The sequence below is a fragment of the Mesorhizobium sp. LNHC221B00 genome, assembly GCF_000502935.1.
Taxonomy (GTDB): Bacteria; Pseudomonadota; Alphaproteobacteria; order Rhizobiales; family Rhizobiaceae; genus Mesorhizobium; species Mesorhizobium opportunistum.
On record NZ_AYWR01000015.1, the window covers coordinates 24,190 to 47,621 of the forward strand.

At 62.0% G+C, this 23,432-nt stretch carries 19 protein-coding genes and 1 pseudogene; 6 read left to right on the forward strand and 14 right to left on the reverse strand.

The window, feature by feature from the left end:
• Positions 1 to 21: 21 nt before the first annotated feature.
• On the reverse strand, positions 22 to 165 hold the full coding sequence (locus X741_RS1000000168785) for a hypothetical protein (protein ID WP_023778956.1): 144 nt from the start codon (positions 163 to 165) through the stop codon (positions 22 to 24).
• A 307-nt stretch (positions 166 to 472) separates the two neighbouring features.
• Between X741_RS1000000168785 and X741_RS147260 the strand changes: the two genes are divergently transcribed.
• Positions 473 to 1,420 (forward strand): helix-turn-helix domain-containing protein, encoded by a 948-nt coding sequence (locus X741_RS147260; RefSeq protein ID WP_023778957.1) that lies wholly within the window; start codon positions 473 to 475, stop codon positions 1,418 to 1,420.
• 193 nt (positions 1,421 to 1,613) lie between these two features.
• Here the strand turns inward: X741_RS147260 and X741_RS147255 are convergent, their stop codons facing one another.
• The 6 genes from X741_RS147255 to X741_RS147230 form a co-directional block, all read right to left on the reverse strand.
• Positions 1,614 to 2,027 (reverse strand): DOPA 4,5-dioxygenase family protein, encoded by a 414-nt coding sequence (locus X741_RS147255; RefSeq protein ID WP_023778958.1) that lies wholly within the window; start codon positions 2,025 to 2,027, stop codon positions 1,614 to 1,616.
• Positions 2,028 to 2,522: 495 nt separating this feature from the next.
• Positions 2,523 to 6,857 (reverse strand): hypothetical protein, encoded by a 4,335-nt coding sequence (locus X741_RS147250; RefSeq protein ID WP_023778959.1) that lies wholly within the window; start codon positions 6,855 to 6,857, stop codon positions 2,523 to 2,525.
• A gap of 344 nt (positions 6,858 to 7,201) precedes the next feature.
• Positions 7,202 to 7,447 carry a MoaD/ThiS family protein gene (locus X741_RS147245; protein WP_023778960.1) on the reverse strand — a complete coding sequence of 82 codons (246 nt, stop codon included), beginning with the start codon at positions 7,445 to 7,447 and terminating at the stop codon, positions 7,202 to 7,204.
• Between the two features lie 170 nt (positions 7,448 to 7,617).
• A complete protein-coding gene (locus X741_RS147240) occupies positions 7,618 to 9,882 on the reverse strand; it encodes a xanthine dehydrogenase family protein molybdopterin-binding subunit (protein WP_023778961.1) in 2,265 nt (754 codons plus the stop codon).
• Positions 9,879 to 10,361: a (2Fe-2S)-binding protein gene (locus tag X741_RS147235; RefSeq protein ID WP_013894213.1), complete on the reverse strand. Its 483-nt coding sequence runs from the start codon at positions 10,359 to 10,361 to the stop codon at positions 9,879 to 9,881. Before X741_RS147235 ends, X741_RS147240 begins: the two co-directional genes overlap by 4 nt.
• A complete protein-coding gene (locus tag X741_RS147230; protein WP_023778962.1) occupies positions 10,361 to 11,221 on the reverse strand; it encodes a xanthine dehydrogenase family protein subunit M in 861 nt (286 codons plus the stop codon). The genes X741_RS147235 and X741_RS147230 overlap by 1 nt, the downstream gene beginning before the upstream one ends.
• Before the next feature lie 248 nt (positions 11,222 to 11,469).
• Between X741_RS147230 and X741_RS147225 the strand changes: the two genes are divergently transcribed.
• Entirely contained in the window at positions 11,470 to 11,913 is a 444-nt protein-coding gene (locus X741_RS147225) for an SRPBCC family protein (RefSeq protein ID WP_023778963.1), read from the forward strand.
• A gap of 174 nt (positions 11,914 to 12,087) precedes the next feature.
• Positions 12,088 to 13,236, forward strand: coding sequence for an amidohydrolase (locus X741_RS147220; RefSeq protein WP_023778964.1), 1,149 nt, complete (start codon positions 12,088 to 12,090; stop codon positions 13,234 to 13,236).
• Between the two features lie 30 nt (positions 13,237 to 13,266).
• Here the strand turns inward: X741_RS147220 and X741_RS147215 are convergent, their stop codons facing one another.
• Positions 13,267 to 14,346: a LacI family DNA-binding transcriptional regulator gene (locus tag X741_RS147215; protein WP_023778965.1), complete on the reverse strand. Its 1,080-nt coding sequence runs from the start codon at positions 14,344 to 14,346 to the stop codon at positions 13,267 to 13,269.
• A 248-nt stretch (positions 14,347 to 14,594) separates the two neighbouring features.
• Here X741_RS147215 and X741_RS01000000166965 point away from each other — a divergent pair.
• From X741_RS01000000166965 to X741_RS147205, 3 genes and pseudogenes are all read left to right on the forward strand, one after another.
• A pseudogene (locus X741_RS01000000166965) lies at positions 14,595 to 15,436 on the forward strand (ABC transporter substrate-binding protein).
• A gap of 90 nt (positions 15,437 to 15,526) precedes the next feature.
• Positions 15,527 to 17,068, forward strand: a complete 1,542-nt coding sequence (locus tag X741_RS1000000171535; RefSeq protein WP_023778966.1) for an amino acid ABC transporter permease/ATP-binding protein — start codon at positions 15,527 to 15,529, stop codon at positions 17,066 to 17,068.
• A 51-nt stretch (positions 17,069 to 17,119) separates the two neighbouring features.
• On the forward strand, positions 17,120 to 18,244 hold the full coding sequence (locus X741_RS147205) for an FAD-binding oxidoreductase (RefSeq protein ID WP_023778967.1): 1,125 nt from the start codon (positions 17,120 to 17,122) through the stop codon (positions 18,242 to 18,244).
• Between the two features lie 24 nt (positions 18,245 to 18,268).
• Here the strand turns inward: X741_RS147205 and X741_RS147200 are convergent, their stop codons facing one another.
• From X741_RS147200 to X741_RS147175, 6 genes are all read right to left on the reverse strand, one after another.
• The gene (locus X741_RS147200; RefSeq protein ID WP_023778968.1) at positions 18,269 to 19,249 is read right to left on the reverse strand and encodes a branched-chain amino acid ABC transporter permease; all 981 of its coding nucleotides are present in this window, start codon (positions 19,247 to 19,249) and stop codon (positions 18,269 to 18,271) included.
• A gap of 5 nt (positions 19,250 to 19,254) precedes the next feature.
• Positions 19,255 to 20,151 carry a branched-chain amino acid ABC transporter permease gene (locus tag X741_RS147195; RefSeq protein ID WP_013894205.1) on the reverse strand — a complete coding sequence of 299 codons (897 nt, stop codon included), beginning with the start codon at positions 20,149 to 20,151 and terminating at the stop codon, positions 19,255 to 19,257.
• 2 nt (positions 20,152 to 20,153) lie between these two features.
• Positions 20,154 to 20,864 carry an ABC transporter ATP-binding protein gene (locus tag X741_RS147190; RefSeq protein ID WP_023778969.1) on the reverse strand — a complete coding sequence of 237 codons (711 nt, stop codon included), beginning with the start codon at positions 20,862 to 20,864 and terminating at the stop codon, positions 20,154 to 20,156.
• A complete protein-coding gene (locus X741_RS147185; protein ID WP_031250233.1) occupies positions 20,857 to 21,594 on the reverse strand; it encodes an ABC transporter ATP-binding protein in 738 nt (245 codons plus the stop codon). Before X741_RS147185 ends, X741_RS147190 begins: the two co-directional genes overlap by 8 nt.
• Positions 21,595 to 21,672: 78 nt before the next feature.
• Complete coding sequence (locus X741_RS147180; protein ID WP_198023983.1) at positions 21,673 to 22,974, reverse strand: amino acid ABC transporter substrate-binding protein; 1,302 nt, start codon at positions 22,972 to 22,974, stop codon at positions 21,673 to 21,675.
• Positions 22,975 to 23,029: 55 nt separating this feature from the next.
• Positions 23,030 to 23,419: a nuclear transport factor 2 family protein gene (locus X741_RS147175; RefSeq protein ID WP_023778972.1), complete on the reverse strand. Its 390-nt coding sequence runs from the start codon at positions 23,417 to 23,419 to the stop codon at positions 23,030 to 23,032.
• Positions 23,420 to 23,432: the final 13 nt, after the last annotated feature.

Here is a 23,432-nt window from a genome sequence, read left to right on the forward strand (position 1 = left end):
CCCTCGGCCAAGGTTTGCGGCCTAGATGCCGAAGAACTGCCGCCCGATCATGTACCCCAGCGCCGCCACGATGAGCGGAAACAGCGCCGGCGCCGCCTTGCTGAGGAAGGAAGCTTTCGTGTCCTTGGGCGGCATATAGCGTGCGTTGCCGAGATTCTTGGTCATTGCGTACCCCGCGCCAAACCAATCAGTTTTGCGCATGTCCTTATCCCGAAACCGCTGCGCGGTTCCGGTCGACATGCATTAGAAAGAACTTATTAACAGCACGGCCAAATTAACGGCTTACAAAGAAATTAGATCGAATAGCCGACCATTTGCGGGACTGCCTGGCATGCATCAGTGCCGTTGCGGCCGAGATAATTATCATGTTAAGTTGTTGGTCGTTGCATCGAGGCATGACACCGAGCCACAATCCCGCGCCAAGACGGGTCCGCGACAAGAACGGAAGGCTATTTGGAGGAGGAAAACTAGAATGCACGCCCACCATGTGAGCGTCGCCGACGGCGAGGCTTTCCTGTCGACATCGCGCCTTTTGTTCGGCCCGATCACCCAACGCTTCTCGCGCGGCACGGTGCCGTCGATCCCGCAGCTCGTCTCGGTCAACCTTGGCGCCTGCCGGCTGTCCGAGATCAAGGCCAATTCGCATCTTGTGGTCAACGACCGTCTGTTCTGGCGCAGCTTCGATCCCGACGCGATCAAGATCCTGGTGCAGCGCCGCGGCCGCAGCCGCTTCGAGCAGCAGCAGGTCGCCGTCGACCTCGGCCCGCGATCGGCTGTTATCTACGACCCGGTGCGCAGCTATTCCCTGCAGAACCTCTCGGATGTCGACCAACTCATCCTGCAGGTGCCACGCTCGACCTTCGGCGACGACACGCTCGCCCGCCTCTCAGCCCCGCTGCCGCTGCCTGGCAATGGCGACAGCCTGACCCACATCGTCTCCGGCTTGATGCAGATGGCGATCGGCGAGGCGCACAAGCTCGACGAGGCCGGCAGCCGGCGCGTCGGCGACAGCCTGGTCCAGCTCGTCAACGGCCTGATCCAGGCCAAGCCGATGGCGCCCGAATTCCGCCGCTCGCCGCTCGAAGCCCTGCGCGAGCGCATCGTCGCCTATATCGACGCCAACCTGGCGCGCAGCAGCCTGTCGGCCGAGGATATCGCCCGCCACATGGGCTGCTCCCGGCGCTATCTGCACCGCGCCTTCGAAGGCGAAGGTGCGACGCTGGAACGCTTCGTCTGGGACCGCCGGCTCGAACGCAGCAAGGAAGAATTGCTGTCGCCCGCCCGCGCCTCGGCCTCGATCTCCGAAATCGCCTTTGCCTGCGGCTTCAATTCGAGCGCGCATTTTTCCCGCGCCTTCAAGAGCCGGTATGACGTGGCGCCGAGGGAGCTGCGCGAGCGGTTGCGGGCGGTGATGCATTAGAAGCAATTTCAGGAAAAGTGTGAAACGGTTTTCCGTCCGGAATTGCGTTGAAACAAAGAGTTAGCGCAGTTCACCGGTTCTTTTAGACGGTGAACTGCCCCAGAAGCAATTCCAGGAAACTGTGAGCGGCTTTCCCGGGAAAAACGCGTAGCGCTTTCCCTAGAGAATTGCGTCAGAGCAAAGAGCGAAAACGCTATGCCGGCAGCGTCGGCTCGGTGTTGGGCTCCAGCGCCTCTTCCGCCTCATGCTCGTCCGGCAGGACATCGCCATGCACCCCCAGCGGCCGGCCTATCCAGATCGGATCGACCAGATGGTCGCGCTTGGGGTTGGTGGTGTTCGGGTGGATGAGGATGCTCAGGCCGCAATGGTTCAGCATCAGCCACGGCACGAGCGAAGCGAAGACCTCGTTGGCGAACGAGACCTGGAACATCGCCTGCTCATGCGGCCCGACTTGTCTGTCATGCCAAGCCCCCAGGCGCACCCGAAAACGCTCCCCAATGCGCAGACGCAGCCATTCGGCATGCTGCCGCTCGGCCCGTCCGGCGTAGTAGATATGGGCGTGATAGCTGGCGATCTCGGCAAGTGGTCTTGGGGTGGGTTCGGTCACCTTGATGTCCTCCCTCGCAGCGTGTCGCGCCATTCAGCCCAACAACGTGGCTTTAAGCAAGGCCAGCTCCGCTCGACCCGCCGGGAAAATCGGCAACGGCCGGACGGTTGTCATCGACCTTGCACCTCGTCATACGGCTCGCGGTGCAAGGCTTTCCGGCGCACTGCCCCAAACAATACCGCTTTGACCGCATCGTCGTCGACGACCTGGAGCAGGAGAAGAAGATGCCCAAACCATGGCCGACCCCACGCTGGTCGCCCGGCGACCTGACGGGCCTGGCATGCGGTGATTTTGCGGGAGACAAAGCCCGAGCGATACCGCAAGTAGGCGATCGAGGGGTGGCCTGTAGTTCCTAGCGCCATGCCTTGGAAAAGAGCTGCCATCTGTCGGCTCGGTTGAGATAGCCCGCTATGACCAACCGCTTGTCTCCCTTGTCACTGGCGGTGTCGTCGCAGAACGGCTGAAGGAGGACAGGGTTTCGTCTTCCCCACAATTCTACGCAGCTCTTTTTAGGAGGTCTAAGCCGATGACCGTGACTTCATCTACGCCCGGAAACGCATGCGAAATCTCTTCCCAACGGTTCTGAAGCGCCGCAATCAAGCCTTCAAAATCAACCCGATTGGCTGCTCCTGGCACGTCCCAACCGGCCTTTTCACCATTGCGCACGAGAACGAAAATGCCGCGCATCGATCTGTTATCGCGCAGATAGTCGCCGCAAAGCTGGTTCTCCAGGCGTTCGAAAAGTTCTGGGCCGGTCCACTTGTCAGCCAGCTTTAATTCCGCCGGCACGGGTGCATCAAATCCCATCCCGTGAAACCTGATGTCGGGCTTCTTGGCATCTGCAAACTCCTCCTCTTGCGGGACGGAATAGCGAGCGGATGCCTTTTCACGAAACTCACGCCCGATATATTTCCGCATGTCGGTTTCAAGCGTCGCACCGGCTTTGAGGATTGCCGCGATGCTGCTGTCACCATTCTCCAGATCATCTTTCAAATCGAGAAACCGCATTATCGCAAGCTCCGCCAATTCTCGGTGGTTGGCGGGCGTTCGCTCCAGCTTGTCATGGAAGTCGCGCACCTGCCCAGGCGTCCACGACGCGATATCCGAATCCTGCTCCGCCTTCACCTTTGCCAAGTGGGCGAACCATGGGCGGGATTCTACCTCCGGGTGCGACTGCGATATTTCTTGCAGCGCTACGAAGGCTTCCTTGCCGGGAATCTTGTTCAGCAGATCAAAGAGACCGTTCCTTGAGTCCTGCGCATTGTCGCGCAAACCTGGTGAATAGACGCCCTTGCCGGCGCGATCGATATCCTCGCTTCGCCGGATGTGGCCATGCATAAGCAGGTAGAGGGTCTTCAAATGTCGAGGTGTTTGATATTTGGCTCTGGTGCTGGCTGCGCTTCTGCGACCGCCCCATAGGTTCGTCACAAAGCTCATTGCGAACTCTGTTCGCGCCTCGCCATCCGACAATTTCTCAAAATAGGTTGCAAGGTCGGGAATTGCGGCTTCCGGATCGACGCCAACCCAGACAGCGTACCAGTGGGCCACATGCTCGGACGCACGTACCGACCGGACTTTTTGCGAGGCAATATCCGATACCTGTTCATCTGACAGTGCCGATCCCTGCAAAATCTTGAGGAGCCTGCCTAACGTGGCTGTGTTTGCAGGCTCGGATTCCTTCAGTAGATCTGCGATGTGCGGGCCGAGGGTCGCCCAGCTCCATTCACCGGACCAGCTAACGTCACTGAGGACATAGTTATCTTCCTTCTCGGGTGTTGCCTTTGAGAGTTCGAAGCGAACCTCTTGGAGAAGGAAATCTGTGACGGTGCTCGTATGCACCTCGAAGAGTTTGGGAAACCAGGTTGGGAAACCGTTCAATTCGAACGAAGCATAGCGGCAGACGAGTTCGATGTCTGCTTCGCTTAGGCCTTGCGCCCAGTTTGGCGTCTCCTGTGCTTCGATTTCGAGTCCGGCCAAGCCCAGAATTACGGACATAGGGGTCGAGTTTTCTGGTGCGCCTTCGGATCGAATAACAGGAGTTTCGCGCCGCCAGCGGGCAACGATCCCATCTCGAAAGGCTTGAGCAACGTCCTCGCCGAACTCGCTTCCCAATATCTTCCAATTGCCATGCGTCCAGCGACCGGAGCGATCCCCATCGCGGCGCATCCGGTCGTGGAGGTAGGTTAGGCCGTTGAAGACATACCCGGGCATGGTCAGACTCGGGTCGCGCAATTTGTCGAGGTTTTCGCTCAGATATTTTTTTGAGTCCGTGAGGTTTTTTTCCTCTTTTCGCTTTCTTTCTTCCGATCGTCTCTTCCACTGGGCCTCCTGGCGTTTCCAGGCGCGAGCATCTTTTCCTTGTGCTGGGGGATTGAGCAGCTTGTTCAACTCATCCGACAACTCCGCGTTGCCAGAGGTGAGCCGCTTGAGCTGTTCACGCCATATACGCGGGCGATCATTCGTGACGTAGAGTCTGAAAGACAACGACAACGCGACGAGCTTGTCGTCTTGGAAGGACTGAGTTTCAATTTGTTCGGAGACGTAGTCGAAATCCTCCGCGCCAAAGCGCCAGAACGGCTCCATGACAAAGACCGGCCAGAAATCGGTAAGCCGCTCGTTGCGCTTTTGGTCTCGCCGGTCTCTCACGACGTTAATCTCATACCAAAATAGCGCCCTATTCAGCTCCGGCCACTCTGGCACAAACGTTGAGAACTTCGATTTCGCATCGTTGAGTTCGCTGTCGAAATAATGTCGTCCCATCCCGAATTTATCGAGGACGGACAGCACTGGGGGTCCTAGTGACGCTGCGTGGCGGGCTTGAATCAGGCGCTCGACCGCTTGGAAAGCGGGCGTCATCAGCCAAGTGAATTTCTCCGATATTTCGCAGAAACGCCTCTCGATCACTGGAGGTGTGTTGAGCAGTTGATCAAAGCCGATGAGCAACTCTGGCAGTTGTTCAAGGTCGGCCGCCTGAACGAAAGTGCTCACAGCATCGGAAAGGCGATCGACGCTGTACCGCTCTTTGTCTTCCGTTTTACCCAAGCACTTAAGCAGCCACTTGATCGTGTTCGACCTCGGAGCGGTTTCCTTCGTCAATTCCGCAAGCCAGTCGCGATCCAGCTCGGCCGCTTCTGCGAGAAAAATGTTGCGAATGTCTTCTTGATCCTGCGCGGGTCCAATTGCCCGAACCGCTCGAAACGCGGCGATACGCGTGTACTGTGAAGCGGAGGGTGAAAGCGCAATCTGCTTTGCCTCGGGCAATGCACCGGAGAGCTGGCCCAGCCAAACCATTCGGAGCAGAAAAGCTTTCAGCTCTTCATCGGTCGCGTACTTGGCTAGAAGGCGGCGCACATCGTCGGTCAGATCGGGATTGGAGAAGCGTTGTACAGCCGCGTAGTCGGTCATCGAGCGACCGGATGTGCCGCTCGCCAGTTGTTCGCATGCTTCATGGAGAATGAGCTTTCGCGTCTCCAACGGTAGCTGGCTCGGGTCGCCGCCTTCAAAAACCACCTCAGGGGCAACTTTTCGCAACCTCTCTCGGATCTTGGAATCGAGAATAGCCAACCAAGGCAAGATCGGGCGAAGTGTGGGGACGATGATGTCCAGCCCGTACTGATTGGTGAAGAAGAGAGCTTCGATTTTTCGTCTCGAGGTTTCCCGACTCAGCAGAGCAGCGAACCATTCGGCCGCGAGGTACTCGCGGACGGAGCGATGATGGAAGCGCACCGTCCCATAGATTGCTTCGTCGAATATCGGTCGGGACAGTAGGGTTGAGCGCTCCCTGTCGTCCCAATCCGGAAGCACGTCGTGGAGAGCGATGCCTTTCGAATTTTCGGCCCCATCCGGAACTCGAATAGTCGAGTCTTGGGCCAAGGTGGTCGCTGCGGCTATCAGCCTTGCTCCCTGCAGAGCTTTTTGGGGAGCTAATGGATATACGTCGATGCGCCCTTGGTCTCTCTCTTGGAGGCGCCGCGATATGCTGTTGCGCATTATTTCCAGGCGGCTTCCGATGCGGCCCTGATCAAGCCAGAATTCTGTCAGCTCCATCAAATCCTGTGGTCTTGACGTGAAGGACCATGCATCCGCGCGCTCGATGGACTCGATGAAGGCTTTGGTGTCATTGATGGCGCGTGCACTCGCAAATTCTTCGATCTGAGAGCGAGAAAGGTCGTCCAACGTGACGATCTTAAAGACGGGCTGGGACTTTTCTGCCGGTCTATCCGAAGTCTCAACAGCGTCCTCTATCGTATCGTCGGTGTGGGAAGCCTCGTCTTCTCGCGCCGTTGTCGTGGCAAGCGTGAAAGGCAAATGAGTGACGCAAAGCGCAAGATCAGTTTTGGGGCGCCACGCATTGGTTCGTCCGGTGACAACGATGTGCGTGCGATCCTTGGCTGTCGCGATCCGCCTTCCTAGCTTCTTGATTGCGAGCGCGAAGTCTCCGGGGTTGCGCAGGCGCGCTTCGTCAACGGAGTCTAGCAGAAGCCAGCCCTCATCATTTGATCCCAACCAGGATTCGAACTCTTCAAACGTCCCGACCTCGAACCCGTCCTCGAAATCATTGGGCACATGTTCGAGGCGGATAAAAAACGCGGACTTGCCTTGGGCCCGTAGATCGAGGGCGACATTTCGGATTTCGGCGGTTTTTCCTGAACCGGCTTCCGACAGGATAATGACTCGGTACCGCTCAATCAGGTTCGACCAAGAAAGCCGATCACCGACATGAAACGCATGACTTAGGTCGAGTTCATTGTCCTCGTTGGCGTACCTAGACAGCTCGTGAAAAGTGCGATTCAGCTCTATAAATTGATATTCGGACTCGCTTTCGGGCATCTGATTCCATTCTGAATACGCGACGAAATCTTACTACCACGCGCAGCGGAACAAGAGAAGAACAAGCAAGAAGCACTGTGGTTCTCATGGCGCTGATCTGGGCTGTCAGCGCGCCGATAGGCAGCCCCAAAATGTGCCTGCCGGAGGCAGCAGGGGTGCAAAGAAACCCGACCGGGTTGGCCGGGGGCCAGTCCGATCTGGAAGCGAGTTCCGGACTCTGATAGTAGTCTTCCGGGACACGAAATGTCATCTTTGCCCGATCCGAGCATAAAAGCTGCCTGGCCACTCCCAGCCCCATCAAGGGATTCGATAGCTTGGTGCCAAGCAAAGGCAGCGAGACACAATTATCCCCCAGCCAGCCTCGGCAGCAGAAAAATCTCCGCCCCTTCCGGCAGCTTCTTCGACCAGGTATCCCGATAAATGACCCCGTCGATCGCCACAGCGATGCCACGATCGATCCACGGCTCGAACCCGGGATACTGTTCAGCCAGTTTCCTGAACAGCTCCCTTATGTCCTTGGCCTCGACCTCGACCTTGCTCTTGCCGCCGGCGAGCTGGCCGAGGGCGCCCCAGAGGGTGACTTCGACCATCGGCGCTACGGTGTGCTGATATTCAGGTGAGGCCAGCCTGCAAATGGCACGTTCCTGCGCTTCCGGTGCTCACGTACTTCAAGTACGCTCCGCTCCGGTTCTCGGAACTCGCCACTTTCGGCTCGGCCTGACCTGACTCTCAACACACCTTATCCCTAGCTTTCGCCCCTTCAGCCTTCCCGTTCCGCCTCGATCGCCGCGAGAATCCGGGGCGGCGACATCGGGATGTGGGTCATGCGCACGCCTGCCGCGTTCGACACCGCGTTGGCGATCGCGGCCAGCGGCGGCACGATCGAGGTTTCGCCGACGCCGCGCACGCCATAGGGGTGGTTGGGGTTGGGGATTTCCAGGATCTGCGTGTCGATCATCGGCAGGTCGGAGCAGACCGGGATGCGGTAGTCGAGGAAGCCGGCGTTCTGCAGCCGCCCGTCCTTGCCGTAAATATACTCCTCGTTCAGCGCCCAGCCGATGCCTTGCGCGGCACCGCCCTGGTACTGGCCCTCGACATAGGTCGGGTGCACCGCCTTGCCGGCATCCTGCACCACCGTGTAGCGGATGACCCTGGTCGAGCCGGTCTCGGGGTCGACCTCGATGTCGCAGATATGGGTGGCGAAGGAGACGCCGGCGCCGTCGGCGACCAGTTCGCTGTGGCCGGCGATCGGCCCGCCGGTCTTGCCGGACTGGGCGGCGATCTCCTTCAGCGACAGCTTGCCGAGATTGCCGTGCTTCTCGCCCTTGGCGACCGCATGGCCCTGTTCCCAGACCACGTCGTCGACGGAGATGTCCCACATCTGCGCGGCGCGCTCACGCAGGATCTTGATCGCGTTGCGGGCAGCCGAGATCGTCGCCATGGAGGACGAGAAGGTGCCCCGGCTGCCGTCGGTCATGTCGTTGTAGCCGAGGCTCGACGTGTCGGCGACGATCGCCTTGACCTGGGAATAGTCGATGCCGAGCTCCTCCGCCGCCACCAGCGACAGCGACGCGCGGGAACCGCCGACATCGACCGTGCCGACGGCAAGCGAGACCGAGCCGTCCATGCCGATGTTCAAGTCGGTGCAGGTCTGGCCGCCGAAATTGAACCAGAAGCCGCAGGCCATGCCCCGGCCCTGGTTCTTGGCCAGAGGTGCCTTCATGTGCGGATGGTTCTTCACCGCTTCCAGCGTCGGGCCGATGCCGATCGGGCCGTAGACTGGCCCATAGGACGATCTCGTGCCTTCCTGCGCGGCGTTCCTGATGCGGAAGTCGACAGGGTCCATGCCGATCTCCTTGGCGAGCTCGTCGACAGCGCTTTCCACCGCGAAGGCAGCCATCGGCGCCGAAGGCGCGCGATAGGCGGCGGTCTTCGGCCTGTTGACCAGCACCTCGTAGCCGACGGTCTTGACGTTCTCGAGCTTGTAGCAGGCGAACGCCGTCATCGCGCCGATCTCGGCCCAGGAGCCGGCATAGGGGCCGCAGGAATACCGCAGCGTCGCTTCGGCGGCGGTGATGGTGCCGTCCTTGCGGGCGCCGATCTTGACGTCGATCGAGGTGGCGCTGGTCGGGCCCGAGGCGCGGAACACCTCGTCGCGGGTCATCACCAGCTTCACCGGCCGTCCGGCCTTGCGCGACAAGGCAAGCGCCACCGGCTCGGCCCAGACATGGGTCTTGCCGCCGAAACCGCCGCCGATCTCGGACGAGGTGACGCGCAGCTTCGAGGCTTCCATGCCGAGCAGTTGCGCGCAATGCTGGCGGTAGACGAAATGGCCCTGTGTGCAGACCCAGAGGTCCGCGGTGCCGTCGGACGAGACGCTCGCCACGCAGGCATGCGGCTCGATATAGCCCTGGTGCGTCTGCTCGGTCTTGAAGGAGCGCTCGACGATGAAATCGGCGTGGCCGAAACCCTGGTGGACATCGCCATGGCCGAACTGGCTGCGCTTGGTGACGTTGGACGGTTTTACCGGCTTTTCCTCGAGGCCCTCGGTAAAGATGGCGTCGTTGATCAGGGGTGCCGCGTGCTTCATCGCCTCGTCGACATCGGTGACATGCGGCAGCACCTCGTAGTCGATCTCGATCAGCTTCAGCGCCTGCCTGGCCGTGCGGGCATCGACCGCAGCGACAGCAGCCACTGCATGGCCGTCATAGAGCGCCTTGGTGCGCGCCATGCAATTGTCGAGGATGTCGTACATGGCGGCATCGCCATCGGTAAGGTCGGGCAAGTCGGCGGCGGTGATCACCGCCTTGACGCCGGCAAGCTTCTCCGCCTTCGAGGTGTCGATCTTGCGGATTTTTGCATGCGCGTGCGGGCTTCTGAGGACACGCCCGACCAATTGCCCGGCCATGTTGAAGTCGGCGCCGTAGCGGGCGCGGCCGGTCACCTTGTCGACGCCGTCGGGACGAATGGGGCGCGTGCCGACGGATGCGAATTTACGCCCGGAAAAACGCGGATCGAAGTTCATGCGTGCGCTCCCTTCATCACGTTTGCGGCGTCCTGGACGGCGCGTACGATCTTGTCGTAGCCGGTGCAGCGGCACAGGTTGCCGGCCAGGCCGAAGCGGATTTCCTCCTCGGTCGGGTCGGGGTTCTTGGCCAGAAGATCCTTGGCCGCGATCAGGAAGCCCGGCGTGCAGATGCCGCATTGCAGCGCGGCGTGTTCGAGGAACTTCTGCTGCAGCGGATGCAATTTGTCGCCATGCGCCATGCCCTCGACGGTCTCGATGCGCCGCCCTTCTGCTTCCGCGCCCAGCACCAGGCACGAGCACACCAGCCGGTCGTCGACGATGACGCTGCAAGCGCCGCAATCGCCGGTGCCGCAGCCTTCCTTGGCGCCGGTCAGCCCGAGCCGATCGCGCAGCACATCGAGCAGCGTTTCGTCAGGTTGGCAAAGGTACTCGACGCTGTCGCCGTTGATTGTGGTTGAGACTGCTACGCCGGCCATCATTTGCCTCCTGCACGTGTATAAGCCGAAGTGGCGGCACGCCTGGCCAGCACACCCGCGACCTTCCTACGGAAATCGATTGTACCCCGCTTGTCGTCGATCGGGCGGCAGGCGCCCGCGCAGACCTTGGCGAGCCGCTCCAGTGCCGCTTCGTCGAGCTTCCTGCCGATAAGCGCCTCGGCGGCCTCCTCGACCAGAAGCACGGTAGGTGCCGCCGCGCCCAGCGCCACGCGGGCCGCCTTGATGACGCCGTGTTCGTCGATCGTCAGGTTCACCCCGGCGCTGACCACGGCGATATCCATCTCCGTGCGCGGAATGAACCGCAGATAGGCATCGCCCGAACGCGGCGCTTGGCTGTCGAGCAGGATCGCCTCGATGATCTCGCCCTTGGCCAGCGACGTCTTGCCCGGCGCGGTCGGCACGGCCTCCACGGCAATGGTGCGCTTGCCCGAGGGACCGACGATCACAGCCTTGGCTCCGGCCGCGACCAGCGCCGGCACGCTGTCGGCCGCCGGCGAGGCGTTGCAGAGATTGCCCACGATGGTGCAGCGCCCCTGCACCTGCTTCGAGCCGATCAGCTTGGCGGCTTCGACGACGCCCGGCCAGGCCTTCTTCAGCGCCTTGTTTTCCCCGAGCACGGCGCAGGGCACGGCGGCGCCTATACTGAAGCCCTCGGCCGTTTCCCTGATCTCGCCCAGGGACGCGATCGCCTTGATGTCGACGATCAGGTCGGGCTCGACAAAGCCGCCCTTCATCCTGACCAGGAGGTCGCTGCCTCCCGCGAGAATGGCCGATATGCCGGCCGATCCGGCCAACTGGCCAACGGCATCTTCTATTGAAAGCGGACGTATGTAACGCATCGTCTCCCCTTGGTCATCTCGATCTCAGCGACCGTTATAAACACTCTCCTCATAATGGCTATCCGGTTCCTGGTTTTCGGCGATTGGGCCAGGCGTCATAAAATCGAGTCCCAAATCGGCCTGATCCGCCGCGGGCCATGACCATACGGGCCGGTAGCCGAGCCCCGAAAAATCTGACAGCCTGTGTCGGACTGGCCAGGCCCCGTTCGTCCTAGGGGCATCGAACAGGCATCATGAAAGGATAGGATATGCCCGGTACCGTACGTTTACACCGCGTTCTCACCACCAGCCCGGAGAAGGTCTATCGCGCCTTCGTCGAAGGCGACGCGCTGGCCAAGTGGCTTCCGCCGAACGGCTTCACCTGCACCGTCCATCAATTCGAGGCCAAGGTCGGCGGCACGTTCAAGATGTCCTTTCGCAACTTCACCACCGGCGACAGCCATTCCTTCGGCGGCGAGTATCTCGAACTCGTTCCCGGCGAGCGCCTGCGCTACACCGACAGGTTCGACGATCCCAATCTACCCGGCGAGATCCAGGTGACGGTCATCCTGAAGAAAGTGTCGGTCGGCACCGAAATCGACATCACCCAGGCCGGCATCCCGGACGTCATTCCGGTCGAGGCCTGCTATCTCGGCTGGCAGGAATCGCTCAGGAACCTGGCAAAGCTGGTCGAACCCGAGATCAATCAGTAAGGGAAATCCCATACCCCGTTTGCGGCGGTTTCGGCCGCTGCGAACGGGGTGCACACCGTTCTCGCGGGCGTCGCCGCGCCTCTGGCCCGCTGAAGCCCGGCACTTGGACCGTGGCAGGCACGGTCATTTGTCGCTAGCAATTCATCATCGGTTTTTGATGCGGAGGCGCAAAGCATGACCTTGACCAATCGCGACATCGTCGAGCTGACCGAGTGGCGGCGCAAGCTGCACCAGCAGCCGGAAATCTCGAACGAGGAAGAGAAGACGGCACAAGAGGTCGTCTCCTTCCTCGCCGATACGGGACCGGACAAAGTGTTGACCGGATTGGGCGGCCACGGCGTCGCGGCCATTTACGACAGCGGCAAAAACGGACCGACCGTCCTGTTTCGTTCGGAACTCGACGCGCTGCCGATCGAGGAGCTGTCGGGCGTGCCGCACTCCTCACGCGTGCCGGGCAAGTCGCATATGTGCGGCCATGACGGGCACACGGCAATCCTGGCCTCGCTCGGCCGCCAGCTCGGGCGCGAGCGGCCTGCCAGCGGCCGCGTCGTGCTGATGTTCCAGCCGGCTGAGGAAACCGGCAATGGCGCGGCCGGCGTCGTCGCCGATCCCCGTTTCGGCGAGATCGCGCCGGATTTCGCGTTTTCGCTGCACAATCTGCCCGGCGTGCCGTTCGGCGAGGTGCGGCTCAAGCCCGGCGTGGTCAACTGCGCCTCGCGCGGCATGCGCATCGTGCTGGAGGGCAAGACCGCGCATTCTTCCATGCCCGAGACCGGCGTCTCGCCGATGCTGGCGATCAGCGAGCTGATGCCGGCTTTGCCCGCGCTCGGCCGCGCGACCTTCGCCGACGATGATTTCTCCATGGTCACCGTCACCCATGCCGCGATGGGCGAAGCCGTGTTCGGCATCGCGCCCGCGCACGGAGAGGTCTGGGCGACCCTGCGCACCCGGCATGACGAGCGCATGGCGGATCTGTGCGCCGCCGCCGAAGCGCTGGTCAGCGAGATCGCCGGCCGGCATCGGCTTGCCGCGCGCTTCGACTATCACGAGATCTTCGTCGCCAGCGTCAACGCACCGGACGCCGTGGAGCATCTCAAGCGGGCGCTCGACGAAGAGGGTGTGACGCACGGACAAGAAGCCCTGCCGATGCGCGCCTCGGAGGATTTCGGCCTGTTCGGCCACAGCGCCAAGTCGGCCATGTTCTTCCTCGGCGCCGGCGAGCGGCACCCTGCCCTGCACAATCCCGACTATGATTTTCCCGACGACCTGATCCCGATCGGCTCGAGGATTTTCATGCGCACGGCACGCAATCTGCTGGGCTGAGCTGATCGCGGCACCACGAACGACTGGCGTCTACGGCCTTCTGTCCGGGGGCGGGCCGACGGATCCGCGTTCAATGATCGTGGTCGGCAGAACGAGCCTTTCGGGCGGTTGTGTGTCGCCCTTCAACCGCCGGATAAGCAATTCCGCGACACTCTTGCCAAGCGCGTAGACGGGCTGGTCGATGACGGTGATGGGCGGGGTTGTCACGCTCGTCCAATCCGCATCATGGAAGGTAATTAGCGAGACGTCCTCGGGAACTCCCAGACCGCGCTGGCGGATCACCCTGAAGATCTCCAGCGCTATGACGCTGTCGGAAGCAAGGATCGCCGTCGGCCGATCTGGTCCGGACAGCAGCTTCTCGGCAATCCTGCGCGTTTCGACAGGGCTTGTTGCGCCAAGGCAAACATAACGCTCTGGCCGGTCCATTCCGGCCCCTCGGCACACGGTGAGGAAACCGTCGATACGCTCGCGGACCGATGACGTGTAGATTTGCCCGAGATCGCGGTATTCCTGCCCTTCGGCATCGACCGCGGTCACATAGGCGATGTTGCGGTGGCCGGCATCCGCAAGGATGCTGGTTGCCCGCATCGCTATGCCGCGATCGTCGACGGTGACGGTATCGACATCCAGATCGGGCAGCGCCCTGTCAAGCAGCGCAAGCGGCCGGCCAGAACGGTGGATGTCGCGCAGGTGTGATATGTCGCGCGATTCCGATGGCGTGACGATCAGCCCGTCGACACGCTTGCCGATCAAAAGCCGCACGGCTGCCTTTTCGGCTTCGATCCTCTCGCCGGAGTTGGCCAGGATCACGTTGAACCCGGCCGCCCTTGCCGCATCGCTGATGCCGCGCACTGCCAGGCTGAAGAACGGGTTCTCGATGTCGCCGACAACCACCCCGATGATGCCAGACCGGCCGGTCGTCATGCTGCGGGCCAGCTCGTTGGGACGGTAGTCCAGTGCCTTGGCCGCGGCCATGACGTCCGCGCGGATCGTATCGCTGACAACGCCGTATCCGCCGAGCACGCGTGCGGCTGTCGCTTTCGACACGTCCGCCGCGCGGGCGACGTCGCTGACTGTTATCGAGCGGGTTTTGGGCGCGGTTCTTTTCATCGGACGAACGACTACAAGAGTTGTTGACGGAAGGTCAATCTGCCGATAACCATTATCAAAGAGACCGGTCTCACGCAATAAGAGACCGGTCTCTTTGAAAAAACCGGGAGAGCCAGGAGCATGATGTCAGCCCACCGTTCGAGCCGCTGCCGCGGCGACCAACGATGTGAGGCCTGAAACTACGCGCTCGACGCAAATGCCAAGAAGAACGTGCCAAGAAAAACAGACCTTCAGAGTGGAGAGAAGACATGAGCAGGATTGGAATTCTCAAGTCGTTGATGTCACCGGTCCGGGCCGGCGCAATGGCACTTATGGTTCTATGCATCGGATCGGGTCTGGTTTCGCGGGCTGCCGCGGCGGATGACAATCCCTATGGCCTCATCGATGCGAAGGTCATCAGCGTCGGCACCATGGGAGACGCCAAGCCATACGCTTTCACCCAGGCGGATGGCACATTCACCGGGTTCGACCTTGAATTGTTTCGCAACGTCGCCGGCCGCCTTGGATTCAAACCCGACCAGGTGATCTTCACCGGCCAGGAATTCTCGGCGCTTATGCCCTCGGTTGCCAACGGGCGCTTCGATGTTGCGGTCGCCGCGATCGGCACGACGGATGCGCGCAAGAAGACTGTCGACTTTTCGGATGGCTATCTCGCGGGCTATCTCTCGGTGCTTACCGCCGACAAGGCCATGAAGTCGGCGGACGGGCTCAAGGGCAAGCGTCTTGGCGTCGTCCAGGTACGCTGCAGGAAATCTACGCAGCGAAGAATTTTGTCGGAACGGATCTCGTCAAGTTCCCCGACAACAACTCTGCCGTCTCCGCGCTGAACAACGGAACCGTCGACGCGCATTTCCTCGATTACGAGGCCGCCAAGGACTATGCGGTTCGCTATCCGGACTTGAAGATCGCGGTGAACATCCCCTCCTTCGACGCACCCGCGGGCTTCGTCCTGCGCAAGGGCAACGACAAGTTTCGCGAGGCATTGAACACCGCCCTGCATGCGGCGATGCAGGACGGCACCTGGAAGACGCTCTACGAGAAGTGGTTCCCCGGTTCCCCGATGCCTGACCAGTACCTCCCCAAGAAGTAACCGCGACTCAGCCGCCGGCCGTGGCCGGCGGCGGACGCGCTCTCGCGCCGGGTTTTTGACTGCGCGAACGGAGCAATGGAAAGGGGTCGAATGAATTGGCTTGAAAACCTGCGGCGCAGTTTCCTCGACTGGCAAGCCATGGCGGACGTGCTGCCGAGCATGATCACCATCGGGCTGAAGAACACCTTGATCCTCGCCGCTGCGTCCACGGTGATCGGTGTTGTCCTCGGCATGATCCTTGCTGTCATGGGCATCTCGCAATCACGCTGGCTGCGCATTCCGGCCCGGGTTTATACCGACATTTTCCGGGGCCTTCCGGCGATCGTCACGATTCTGCTGATCGGCCAGGGCTTCGCCCGCATTGGCCGTGAAATTTTCGGGCCTTCGCCCTATCCGCTCGGCATTCTCGCCCTCAGCCTGATTGCCGGCGCCTACATCGGCGAAATCTTCCGCTCCGGCATCCAGAGCGTCGAGCGTGGACAGATGGAAGCCTGCAGGGCTCTGAGCATGAGCTACGGACAGGGCATGCGGCTGATCGTGGTCCCGCAAGGCATCCGCCGCGTCCTGCCGGCTCTGGTCAACCAGTTCATCGGCAACGTCAAGGATTCGAGCCTGGTCTACTTCCTCGGCCTGCTCGCGTCGGAGCGCGAAATTTTCCGCGTCGGCCAGGACCAGGCTGTGGTCACGGGCAACCTCTCGCCATTGCTCCTGGCTGGCGTTTTCTATCTCGTCATCACGGTGCCGTTGACCCATGTGGTCAACTACATCGACAACTCGCTGCGGGTGGGAAAGCAAAAGGCCGGCCTCGTCACCAGCGGCCTCGCCGAGGTGAGCGAACTGGAAAGCGCGATCGGCGGCCCGTCTTCGCAGACCAGCCCCGACGGCAGCCCGGCGCTTCCCCGGTTCAAGGGCGGCAGTCTCGCCATCACTGATCTCGACATGGCTTATGGCGATCTCGATGTCCTCAAGGGCGTCAGCCTGACGGTCAAGCCGGGCACGGTCACATGCGTCATTGGTCCGTCGGGGTCGGGCAAGTCGACGCTGTTGCGCTGCCTCAACCGCCTGGTCGAGCCCAAAGGCGGCGACGTGCTGCTCGACGGCGCGAGCATCCTGGCGGTGAAGCCCGAAAAATTGCGCCGGCGTGTCGGCATGGTGTTCCAGCAATTCAACCTGTTTCCCGACCACACAGCCCTGGAGAACGTCATGCTGTCCCTGACCAAGGTCAAGGGCATTCCAGTGCCGGAGGCCGAGCGCATCGCCGAGGCGCGCCTGGCCGATGTTGGCCTTGCCGCACGCAAACACCATCGTCCCGGGAGCCTTTCCGGCGGCCAGCAGCAGCGCGTGGCAATCGCCCGTGCGCTTGCCATGGACCCCGAGGTTATCCTGTTCGACGAAGTGACCAGCGCTCTTGATCCCGAACTGGTGAAAGGCGTCCTCAACCTGATGGCGGACCTCGGCCGGCGTGGCATGACGATGGTCGTGGTGACCCATGAAATGGGTTTTGCCCGCAAGGTCGCCGATCAGGTCATCTTCATGGATGAGGGCCGTGTCATCGAGGCCGGCACGCCCGCCGCGATCTTCGACACTCCGAAAAGCGCGCGTCTGAAGCACTTCCTTGCCGAAGTGCTTTGATCGCACCACCGCATGGCCCAATCCAACCTCCACACAGTGAAAGAACATGCCATGGCTACATCACATTCGGTCGCAAAGGTCGTTGTTGTCGGGGGCGGTATCTTCGGTGTCTCCTCGGCCGTTCATCTTGCACGGCTCGGCATCGAAACCGTCCTGGTCAATGACGGACCGCTCGCCAAGGGAGCTTCCGGCCGCTCACTCGCCTGGCTCAATTCCGCCCGCAAGCGGTCGGCTGAATACCATCGCCTGCGCATGATCGGCATCGATCGCTACCGGACGCTGTCGGCGAGATATCCGAATGCCGCCTGGCTGCGTTTCGACGGCGGTCTGACATGGGATGCGGACGGCGCCTCAAACGAGATCGCGGATGTCTTCGCTCATGAGAAAATTCTTGGTTATGACGCGCAGCTTCTGTCCGCGGGCGCCATAGCGTCGGTCACCCCGGGTATCGCTGCAGATGCCGTCACGCCACAGGGAGCGATCTTCAATCCGGGCGAAGGCTGGGTCGACCTGCCATCGCTGATCGAGCTATTGGTTGCGGAATTCATGGAGCACGGCGGGCAGTTGGTCACCGATGCCGGAAGCGCGGCGGTCACGGTCGTCGACGGTCGCGCCACCGGCGTCACCACCACAGGCGGCATCGGCTTCGCCGCCGACGCGGTGCTGCTGGCGACCGGCGGTGATGTGCCGCGAATGGTCGCGGACTCCGGCCAATATATTGCCGACGGGACGCCAATCGCGCTGCTGGTCAGGACCAAGCCGCAACACTTGCCCCTTCGGGCCGTGCTCAATACCCCGCGCGTCGCCATCCGCCCGATGCCGGACGGAGCCCTTGCGCTCGATTCCGCCTGGTCGGAAGAAGAGGTGGTCGTCAATTCGGACGGTACTTATGGCGTGAAGGATTCGACCGTCCAGGGGCTTCTCGACGAAGCCTCGAAGGTTCTCGAGGGCCATCCGAAGTTGGAGCTGGAAAGCTATGGCGTCGGCCCCAAGCCGATCCCCGCGGGCGGCGATCCGGTATTCGGCCAGTTGAAGGACATCAAGGGATATTACGTCGCCTTCAGCCACAGCGGCGCAACGCTTGGCCTGATCGCCGGCGAGCTGCTTGCCGGCGAGATCGCCACCGGAAGAGAGCACCCACTTCTTGCAAACTTTCGGCCGGCTCGGTTTTCTTGAGGGCGTTGCAAAATCTGAACCGCGTCACGCTGCCCTTCCCCCAAGACTCCGCATCAGCCCCTTCGGCAGAAACAGCATCGCCAGGATGATCGTCAGGCCCGAGATCACCGGGTGATAGTCCGGCACCACGATCCGCGCGAGGTCGAACACGGCGTACATCACGAAGGCGCCGAGGATCGGGCCGAGCAGCGTGCCGGTGCCGCCGACCACTGTCATCATCAGCGGCAGCAGCATCCAGTCGAGGGCGAACACCGAGTCCGGCCCGACATGGAAGATGTAGTAGGTGTAGAGGCTGCCGGCGATGCCGGCGATGAAAGCGCTGCCGGCGAAGGCGGCGACCTTGACCCTGAGCACATCGATGCCGTTGGCCGAGGCCGCCATCTCGTCGTCGCGCACGGCGATCAGCGCCAGCCCGTAGCGCGAGCGCATCAAAAGGCGGATGGCAAGTGCCGTGCCGACCATCAGGCCTAGCCCGACCAGATAGTGCGGCAAGAGCGTGTCGAAAGTGCTGGCAGGCGCCACGACGCCAAAGGCGCCGCCGGTGAAGTCGCCGCCATTGATGAACATCACCTTGACGATCTCGCCGAAGCCGAGCGTGCCCAGCGCGAAATAGTCGCCGCGCAATTTGGACAAAAGCGGCAGGCCGATGATGATGGCGGCAGCCGCCGCCACCAGCCCGCCCAGCACCATAGTCACCGGGTCGAAATAATAGATGCGTGGATAGGCGTCATAGAGCGAGCCCCAGAGATAATTGCCGCTCCACAAGATCGCGGTGGTGTAGGCGCCGAGCCCGAAGAAGGCATGGTTGCCCAGGCTGATCTGGCCGCCGAAGCCGGCGACCAGGTTCCAGCCCTGCGCCATGATGGCGTAGATGAAGACGAAGAACAGGAACGAGAAGGCGTAACTGTCGATCGCGCCGGGCAGCAGCGGCACCAGGGCGAGTGCCACGACGACGGCAATGGCAATCCCCGTCTTGGCTTGCTTGTTCCAGGCTTGCTTCAACATGGTGCTCAAGCCTTCTTGTAAGGCCGGCTGAACAGGCCTTCCGGCTTGAACATCAGCACCGCCAGGAACACGCCGTAGGCAATCGCGTTGGTCCAGCCGCCCGAGATGAAATACTGCACATAGGCCTCGATGAGGCCGAGCAGGATGCCGCCAGCAAGCGCACCCGCGACATTGCCGATGCCGCCCAGCGCCAGCGCCACCAGCGCCTTCAGGCTGAAGATGAAACCGGCGAACGGGTTGAACGGGAAGGTGGTCGCCACCGCGACGCCCGCCGCTCCCGCCAGCGCGATACCGATGGCAAAGGCAATCGCATTGACGCGATGCGGGCTGATGCCCATCAGCGTCGCCGCCTCCATGTCCTCGGACGCCGCGCGCACCGCCTTGCCAACCAGCGTCTTGCGCAGGAACAGCACCACCAGCCCGGTGCCGGCAAGCGCGATCAGGAAGCCCATGGAGCGGGTGAAGGAGGTGCGCACGCCCAATATCTCGATGCCGCTCGCCGTGTAGGAGGTGACGATTGCGGCGGTATTGCCGCCCCACACCACCGTCATCAGGTTCTGGATCAGGAACATCAGGCCGACCGCGATCAGGAGCGAGATGTTGCGGTCCTCCGCGGCGGCTGCCTTGCGGAACAGGCCTTGGTAGATCAGCCAGCCGACGACGAGCCCGACCGGCACGACGATCAGCAGCGACAGGAACGGGTCGATGCCCAGCCCGTAGAACAGCGCCCGCACGAAATAGGCGGCCAGGATGATCATCGCGCCCTGCGCCAGGAAGATCAGCCGCATGGTGCCGAAGATGAGGCTCAAGCCAACGGCGGCGACGCCATACATGGCGCCGCCCAGCGCGCCGTTGAGCGACAGTTGCAGCAGGATGTCGGGAGGCGGAATGTTGAACGTCATCACTACTCCAACACGCCCATATAGGCCTTCTGGATTTCGGGATCGGCAAGCAGCTCGGTGCCCGTGCCTTGCATGGCGAGCTCGCCGGTCTTCAGCACGAAGGCATAGTCGGCCACCTTCAGCGCCTGGTGGATGTTCTGCTCGACGAGCAGGACGGTGACGCCTTGGCTGTGCAAGGTCCCGATCAGCGCAAACATCTGCTGCACCACGATCGGGCTGAGACCCAGCGACGGCTCGTCGAGGATGAGCAGCGATGGGTCCGACATGGTGGCGCGAGCGATCGCCAGCATCTGCTGCTCGCCGCCCGAGAGCGAGCCGGCCTTCTGCCCTGCCCGCTCCTTCAAACGTGGAAACAGCGCATAGGCCTTTTCCAGAGATTGCTTGAAGCGCTTCCGGACCTTGGGCTGGAAGGCGCCAAGTTCGAGGTTCTCCAGCACCGTCATCTGCCGGAACAGGCCGCGCCCTTCCGGCACATGCGCGATGCCCATGCCGGCGATCTCCTCCGGCGCCTTGCCGGCCAGCGGCGCGCCGGCGAGGAAGATCTCGCCGCGCTTCGGCTTGAGCAGGCCGGAGATGGTCTTCAGCAGCGTCGTCTTGCCGGCGCCATTGGCGCCGACAATGGCCACGATCGTACCGGGGTCGACATGGATCGACACGCCCCACAGCGCGCCGACGTCGCCATAGGCGACTTCCAGATTGTTCACGTCAAGCAGCCGGTTCGCCAAGATAGGCCTCTATCACTTTGCGGTTGGCGACGATCTCGCGAGGCGTGCCGTCGGCGATTTTCTCGCCATGGTCGAGCACGATCACCCGGCTGCACACTTTCATGATGGCGTCGACCTTGTGCTCTACCCACAGGATCGACACGCCACGCTCGTTGCGCACGCGGCGGATGACATCGACCATGCGCTGGATCTCGGTCGGGTTCAGCCCCGCCATCGGCTCGTCGAGCAAGAGCAGCGCCGGGCTGGACGCGACTGCCCGCGCGATCTCCAGCAGCCGCCGGTCGGACAGCGTCATATGTGCGGTGCGGACATCGCGTTTCGCGGTCAGGCCGACCAGTTCCAGCGCTTCCTCGGCCGCGGCAGTGGCGTGCCTGACGCGCCCGCCACCGCCATAGACCGCGCCGACCATGATGTTCTCGAATGCCGTCATGGTCAGGAAGGTGCGCACCAGCTGGAAGGTACGCGCGATGCCGAGCCTGCAGATGCGATGTGGTGCGGTGCCGGTGATGTCGCGCCCACGAAACCGGATACGCCCTTGTGTCGGCGTGTAGAGCGCGGTGATGAGGTTGAACAGCGTCGACTTGCCGGCGCCATTGGGACCGATTAGCCCGATCAGCTCGTTGGCGCCGACGGCGATGTCGATGTTGTTGAGCACGACGAGCCCGCCGAACCGCTTCTGTACCGCCTCGAGGCGAAGCAAGGTTTCGTCGGGCTGCATCGTGTTTTCCGTTTCTGTCGTCAAGGATGTTGGGGCGGACACAGAAGCCGCGCCCGCCCCATTCGCCGCACCAATTGCTCAGCGCTTGTCCCAGGCCGGTGCCGGCTTGTAGGTCCAGTTGCCGTCCGGGTAGATCAGCTGGTGCTTGCCTTGCCACCATTGCGTGGCGACGCTGGGGATCAGGGCAAAGCCGGTCTGGTCGAATTTGAGATCGCCAACGACGGTGTCCTTGAATTCCTGGTTGAAGATCGCCTCATGCAGCGCGTCGGCGTCGGTGGAACCCGCCTTCTCGATCGCCTGCGCCAGCACCTGCGCGTTGGCATAGAAGGCGCCGACGGTGACGGAGTCCTTTTTGAACTCGGCCTCGTAGCGGTCGCCGAGCTCCTTGGCGCCCTTGTAAGGGTAGCTCGCCGACCAGAAGCCGTCGGTCAGGATGTAATCGGAATCCGGCCCGAGCGCCTCGTGGAACTCACCCGTCCAGGTGCCCTTCCAGCCGTGCAGATAAGGCACGGAGAAGCCGAGTTCCTTCATCTGGCGCAGCAGCGTCACCGTGTCGGCCGGCGAGCCGAACACCAGCATGGCGTCGACGTCTGCCGCCTTGAGCTTGGTGATCAGCGCCGAATAGTCGGTGGCGCCGATCGCCCAGGGGTCGTCGACGGCGAAAGTGTAGCCATACTTCTTGGCCGCCGCCTCGAAGGCGCCGCCAAAGCCCTTGCCGTCCGGCGAATCCTCAGTGACCAGCGCCGGGTTCTTCGGCTTCTCATTGGCCGGCAGCTTGTTCCAGATCTCGAACGGCACTTCGGCGCCCGGACCCGGGTGGAAGAAGAACAGCGCCGAATATTTGAGCTTCAACGGCTGCCATTCGAAAGGGAAGGCCGTCGTGATCATGTAGAACTTCTTGTATTTTTCCGCGACGATGGCGCCCGCGATGTTCATCGGCCCGGAATGGGTCGAGAGCAGCGCGTCGACCTTCTGCACCTTGATCAGGTTCTCCAGCGCCGATGCGACCTTGCCTTCCGAGCTTTCGTCGTCGGCGAGGACGAGCCGCACCGGCAGTTTCTTGCCGGCCGACTTGACCAAGATGCCGCCGGCCTTGTTGATGTCGGCCACCGCTTGCTCGTAGGCCCATTTCTGCTCCTTGCCGTCGCCAGCCAGCGGCCCGGTCAGGGAGATCGGCGCACCGATGACGATCTCGGTGTCGCCGGCATTCGCCATACTGGTACCGCCGGCCGCGAACACGGCCGACANCGGCGCACCGATGACGATCTCGGTGTCGCCGGCATTCGCCATACTGGTACCGCCGGCCGCGAACACGGCCGACAGGGCCAAGCCCGCCAGCATTCTCTTCCCCGCCAGCATTGCCTTCAGACTGTTTCCCATTTCATCCTCCCAGGTTTTCATCGGGCGGACGCGTCAGCGCGCCCGGCCGCATGTCTCAAGCTGTCGCTGCCGCGACCAGCCTGGTGTCGGTGAACTGCTCGAAACTCAGCACTTTGCCGTCCTCCATCTCCCAGACATGGACGACGCGCGCCGACATCGGCTTGCCGGTCTTTTTGTAGACACCCGAATAGGTGCCGATGCCGACGATGGTGGTGCCGCCGTCGACCAGCTTTTCGAGCTTCAGATTGTAGCCGTCCCACTCCTCGCCGATGCGCTTGAAGACGCCCGCTATGATGGCGTCGGGGCCGACATAGGTGCCGGCATAGGGAAAGCCAGCCATTTCGGTCCAGGCGGTGCGGCTGGTAATCGGCGCCATCATCGCGGCCAAATCCATCGCGTCGGACCCGGCGTAATGCGCCTTGATCGCTTCGTAGTTCTTGTTCATGGCGTTCTCCCGC

Coding starts and splice junctions, on each gene's coding strand:
- X741_RS1000000168785 (WP_023778956.1), bottom strand. CDS start 165: ATGACCAAGAATCTCGGCAACGCACGCTATATGCCGCCCAAGGACACG.
- X741_RS147260 (WP_023778957.1), top strand. CDS start 473: ATGCACGCCCACCATGTGAGCGTCGCCGACGGCGAGGCTTTCCTGTCG.
- X741_RS147250 (WP_023778959.1), bottom strand. CDS start 6,857: ATGCCCGAAAGCGAGTCCGAATATCAATTTATAGAGCTGAATCGCACT.
- X741_RS147245 (WP_023778960.1), bottom strand. CDS start 7,447: ATGGTCGAAGTCACCCTCTGGGGCGCCCTCGGCCAGCTCGCCGGCGGC.
- X741_RS147240 (WP_023778961.1), bottom strand. CDS start 9,882: ATGAACTTCGATCCGCGTTTTTCCGGGCGTAAATTCGCATCCGTCGGC.
- X741_RS147235 (WP_013894213.1), bottom strand. CDS start 10,361: ATGGCCGGCGTAGCAGTCTCAACCACAATCAACGGCGACAGCGTCGAG.
- X741_RS147230 (WP_023778962.1), bottom strand. CDS start 11,221: ATGCGTTACATACGTCCGCTTTCAATAGAAGATGCCGTTGGCCAGTTG.
- X741_RS147225 (WP_023778963.1), top strand. CDS start 11,470: ATGCCCGGTACCGTACGTTTACACCGCGTTCTCACCACCAGCCCGGAG.
- X741_RS147220 (WP_023778964.1), top strand. CDS start 12,088: ATGACCTTGACCAATCGCGACATCGTCGAGCTGACCGAGTGGCGGCGC.
- X741_RS147215 (WP_023778965.1), bottom strand. CDS start 14,346: ATGAAAAGAACCGCGCCCAAAACCCGCTCGATAACAGTCAGCGACGTC.
- X741_RS1000000171535 (WP_023778966.1), top strand. CDS start 15,527: ATGAATTGGCTTGAAAACCTGCGGCGCAGTTTCCTCGACTGGCAAGCC.
- X741_RS147205 (WP_023778967.1), top strand. CDS start 17,120: ATGGCTACATCACATTCGGTCGCAAAGGTCGTTGTTGTCGGGGGCGGT.
- X741_RS147200 (WP_023778968.1), bottom strand. CDS start 19,249: ATGTTGAAGCAAGCCTGGAACAAGCAAGCCAAGACGGGGATTGCCATT.
- X741_RS147195 (WP_013894205.1), bottom strand. CDS start 20,151: ATGACGTTCAACATTCCGCCTCCCGACATCCTGCTGCAACTGTCGCTC.
- X741_RS147185 (WP_031250233.1), bottom strand. CDS start 21,594: ATGCAGCCCGACGAAACCTTGCTTCGCCTCGAGGCGGTACAGAAGCGG.
- X741_RS147175 (WP_023778972.1), bottom strand. CDS start 23,419: ATGAACAAGAACTACGAAGCGATCAAGGCGCATTACGCCGGGTCCGAC.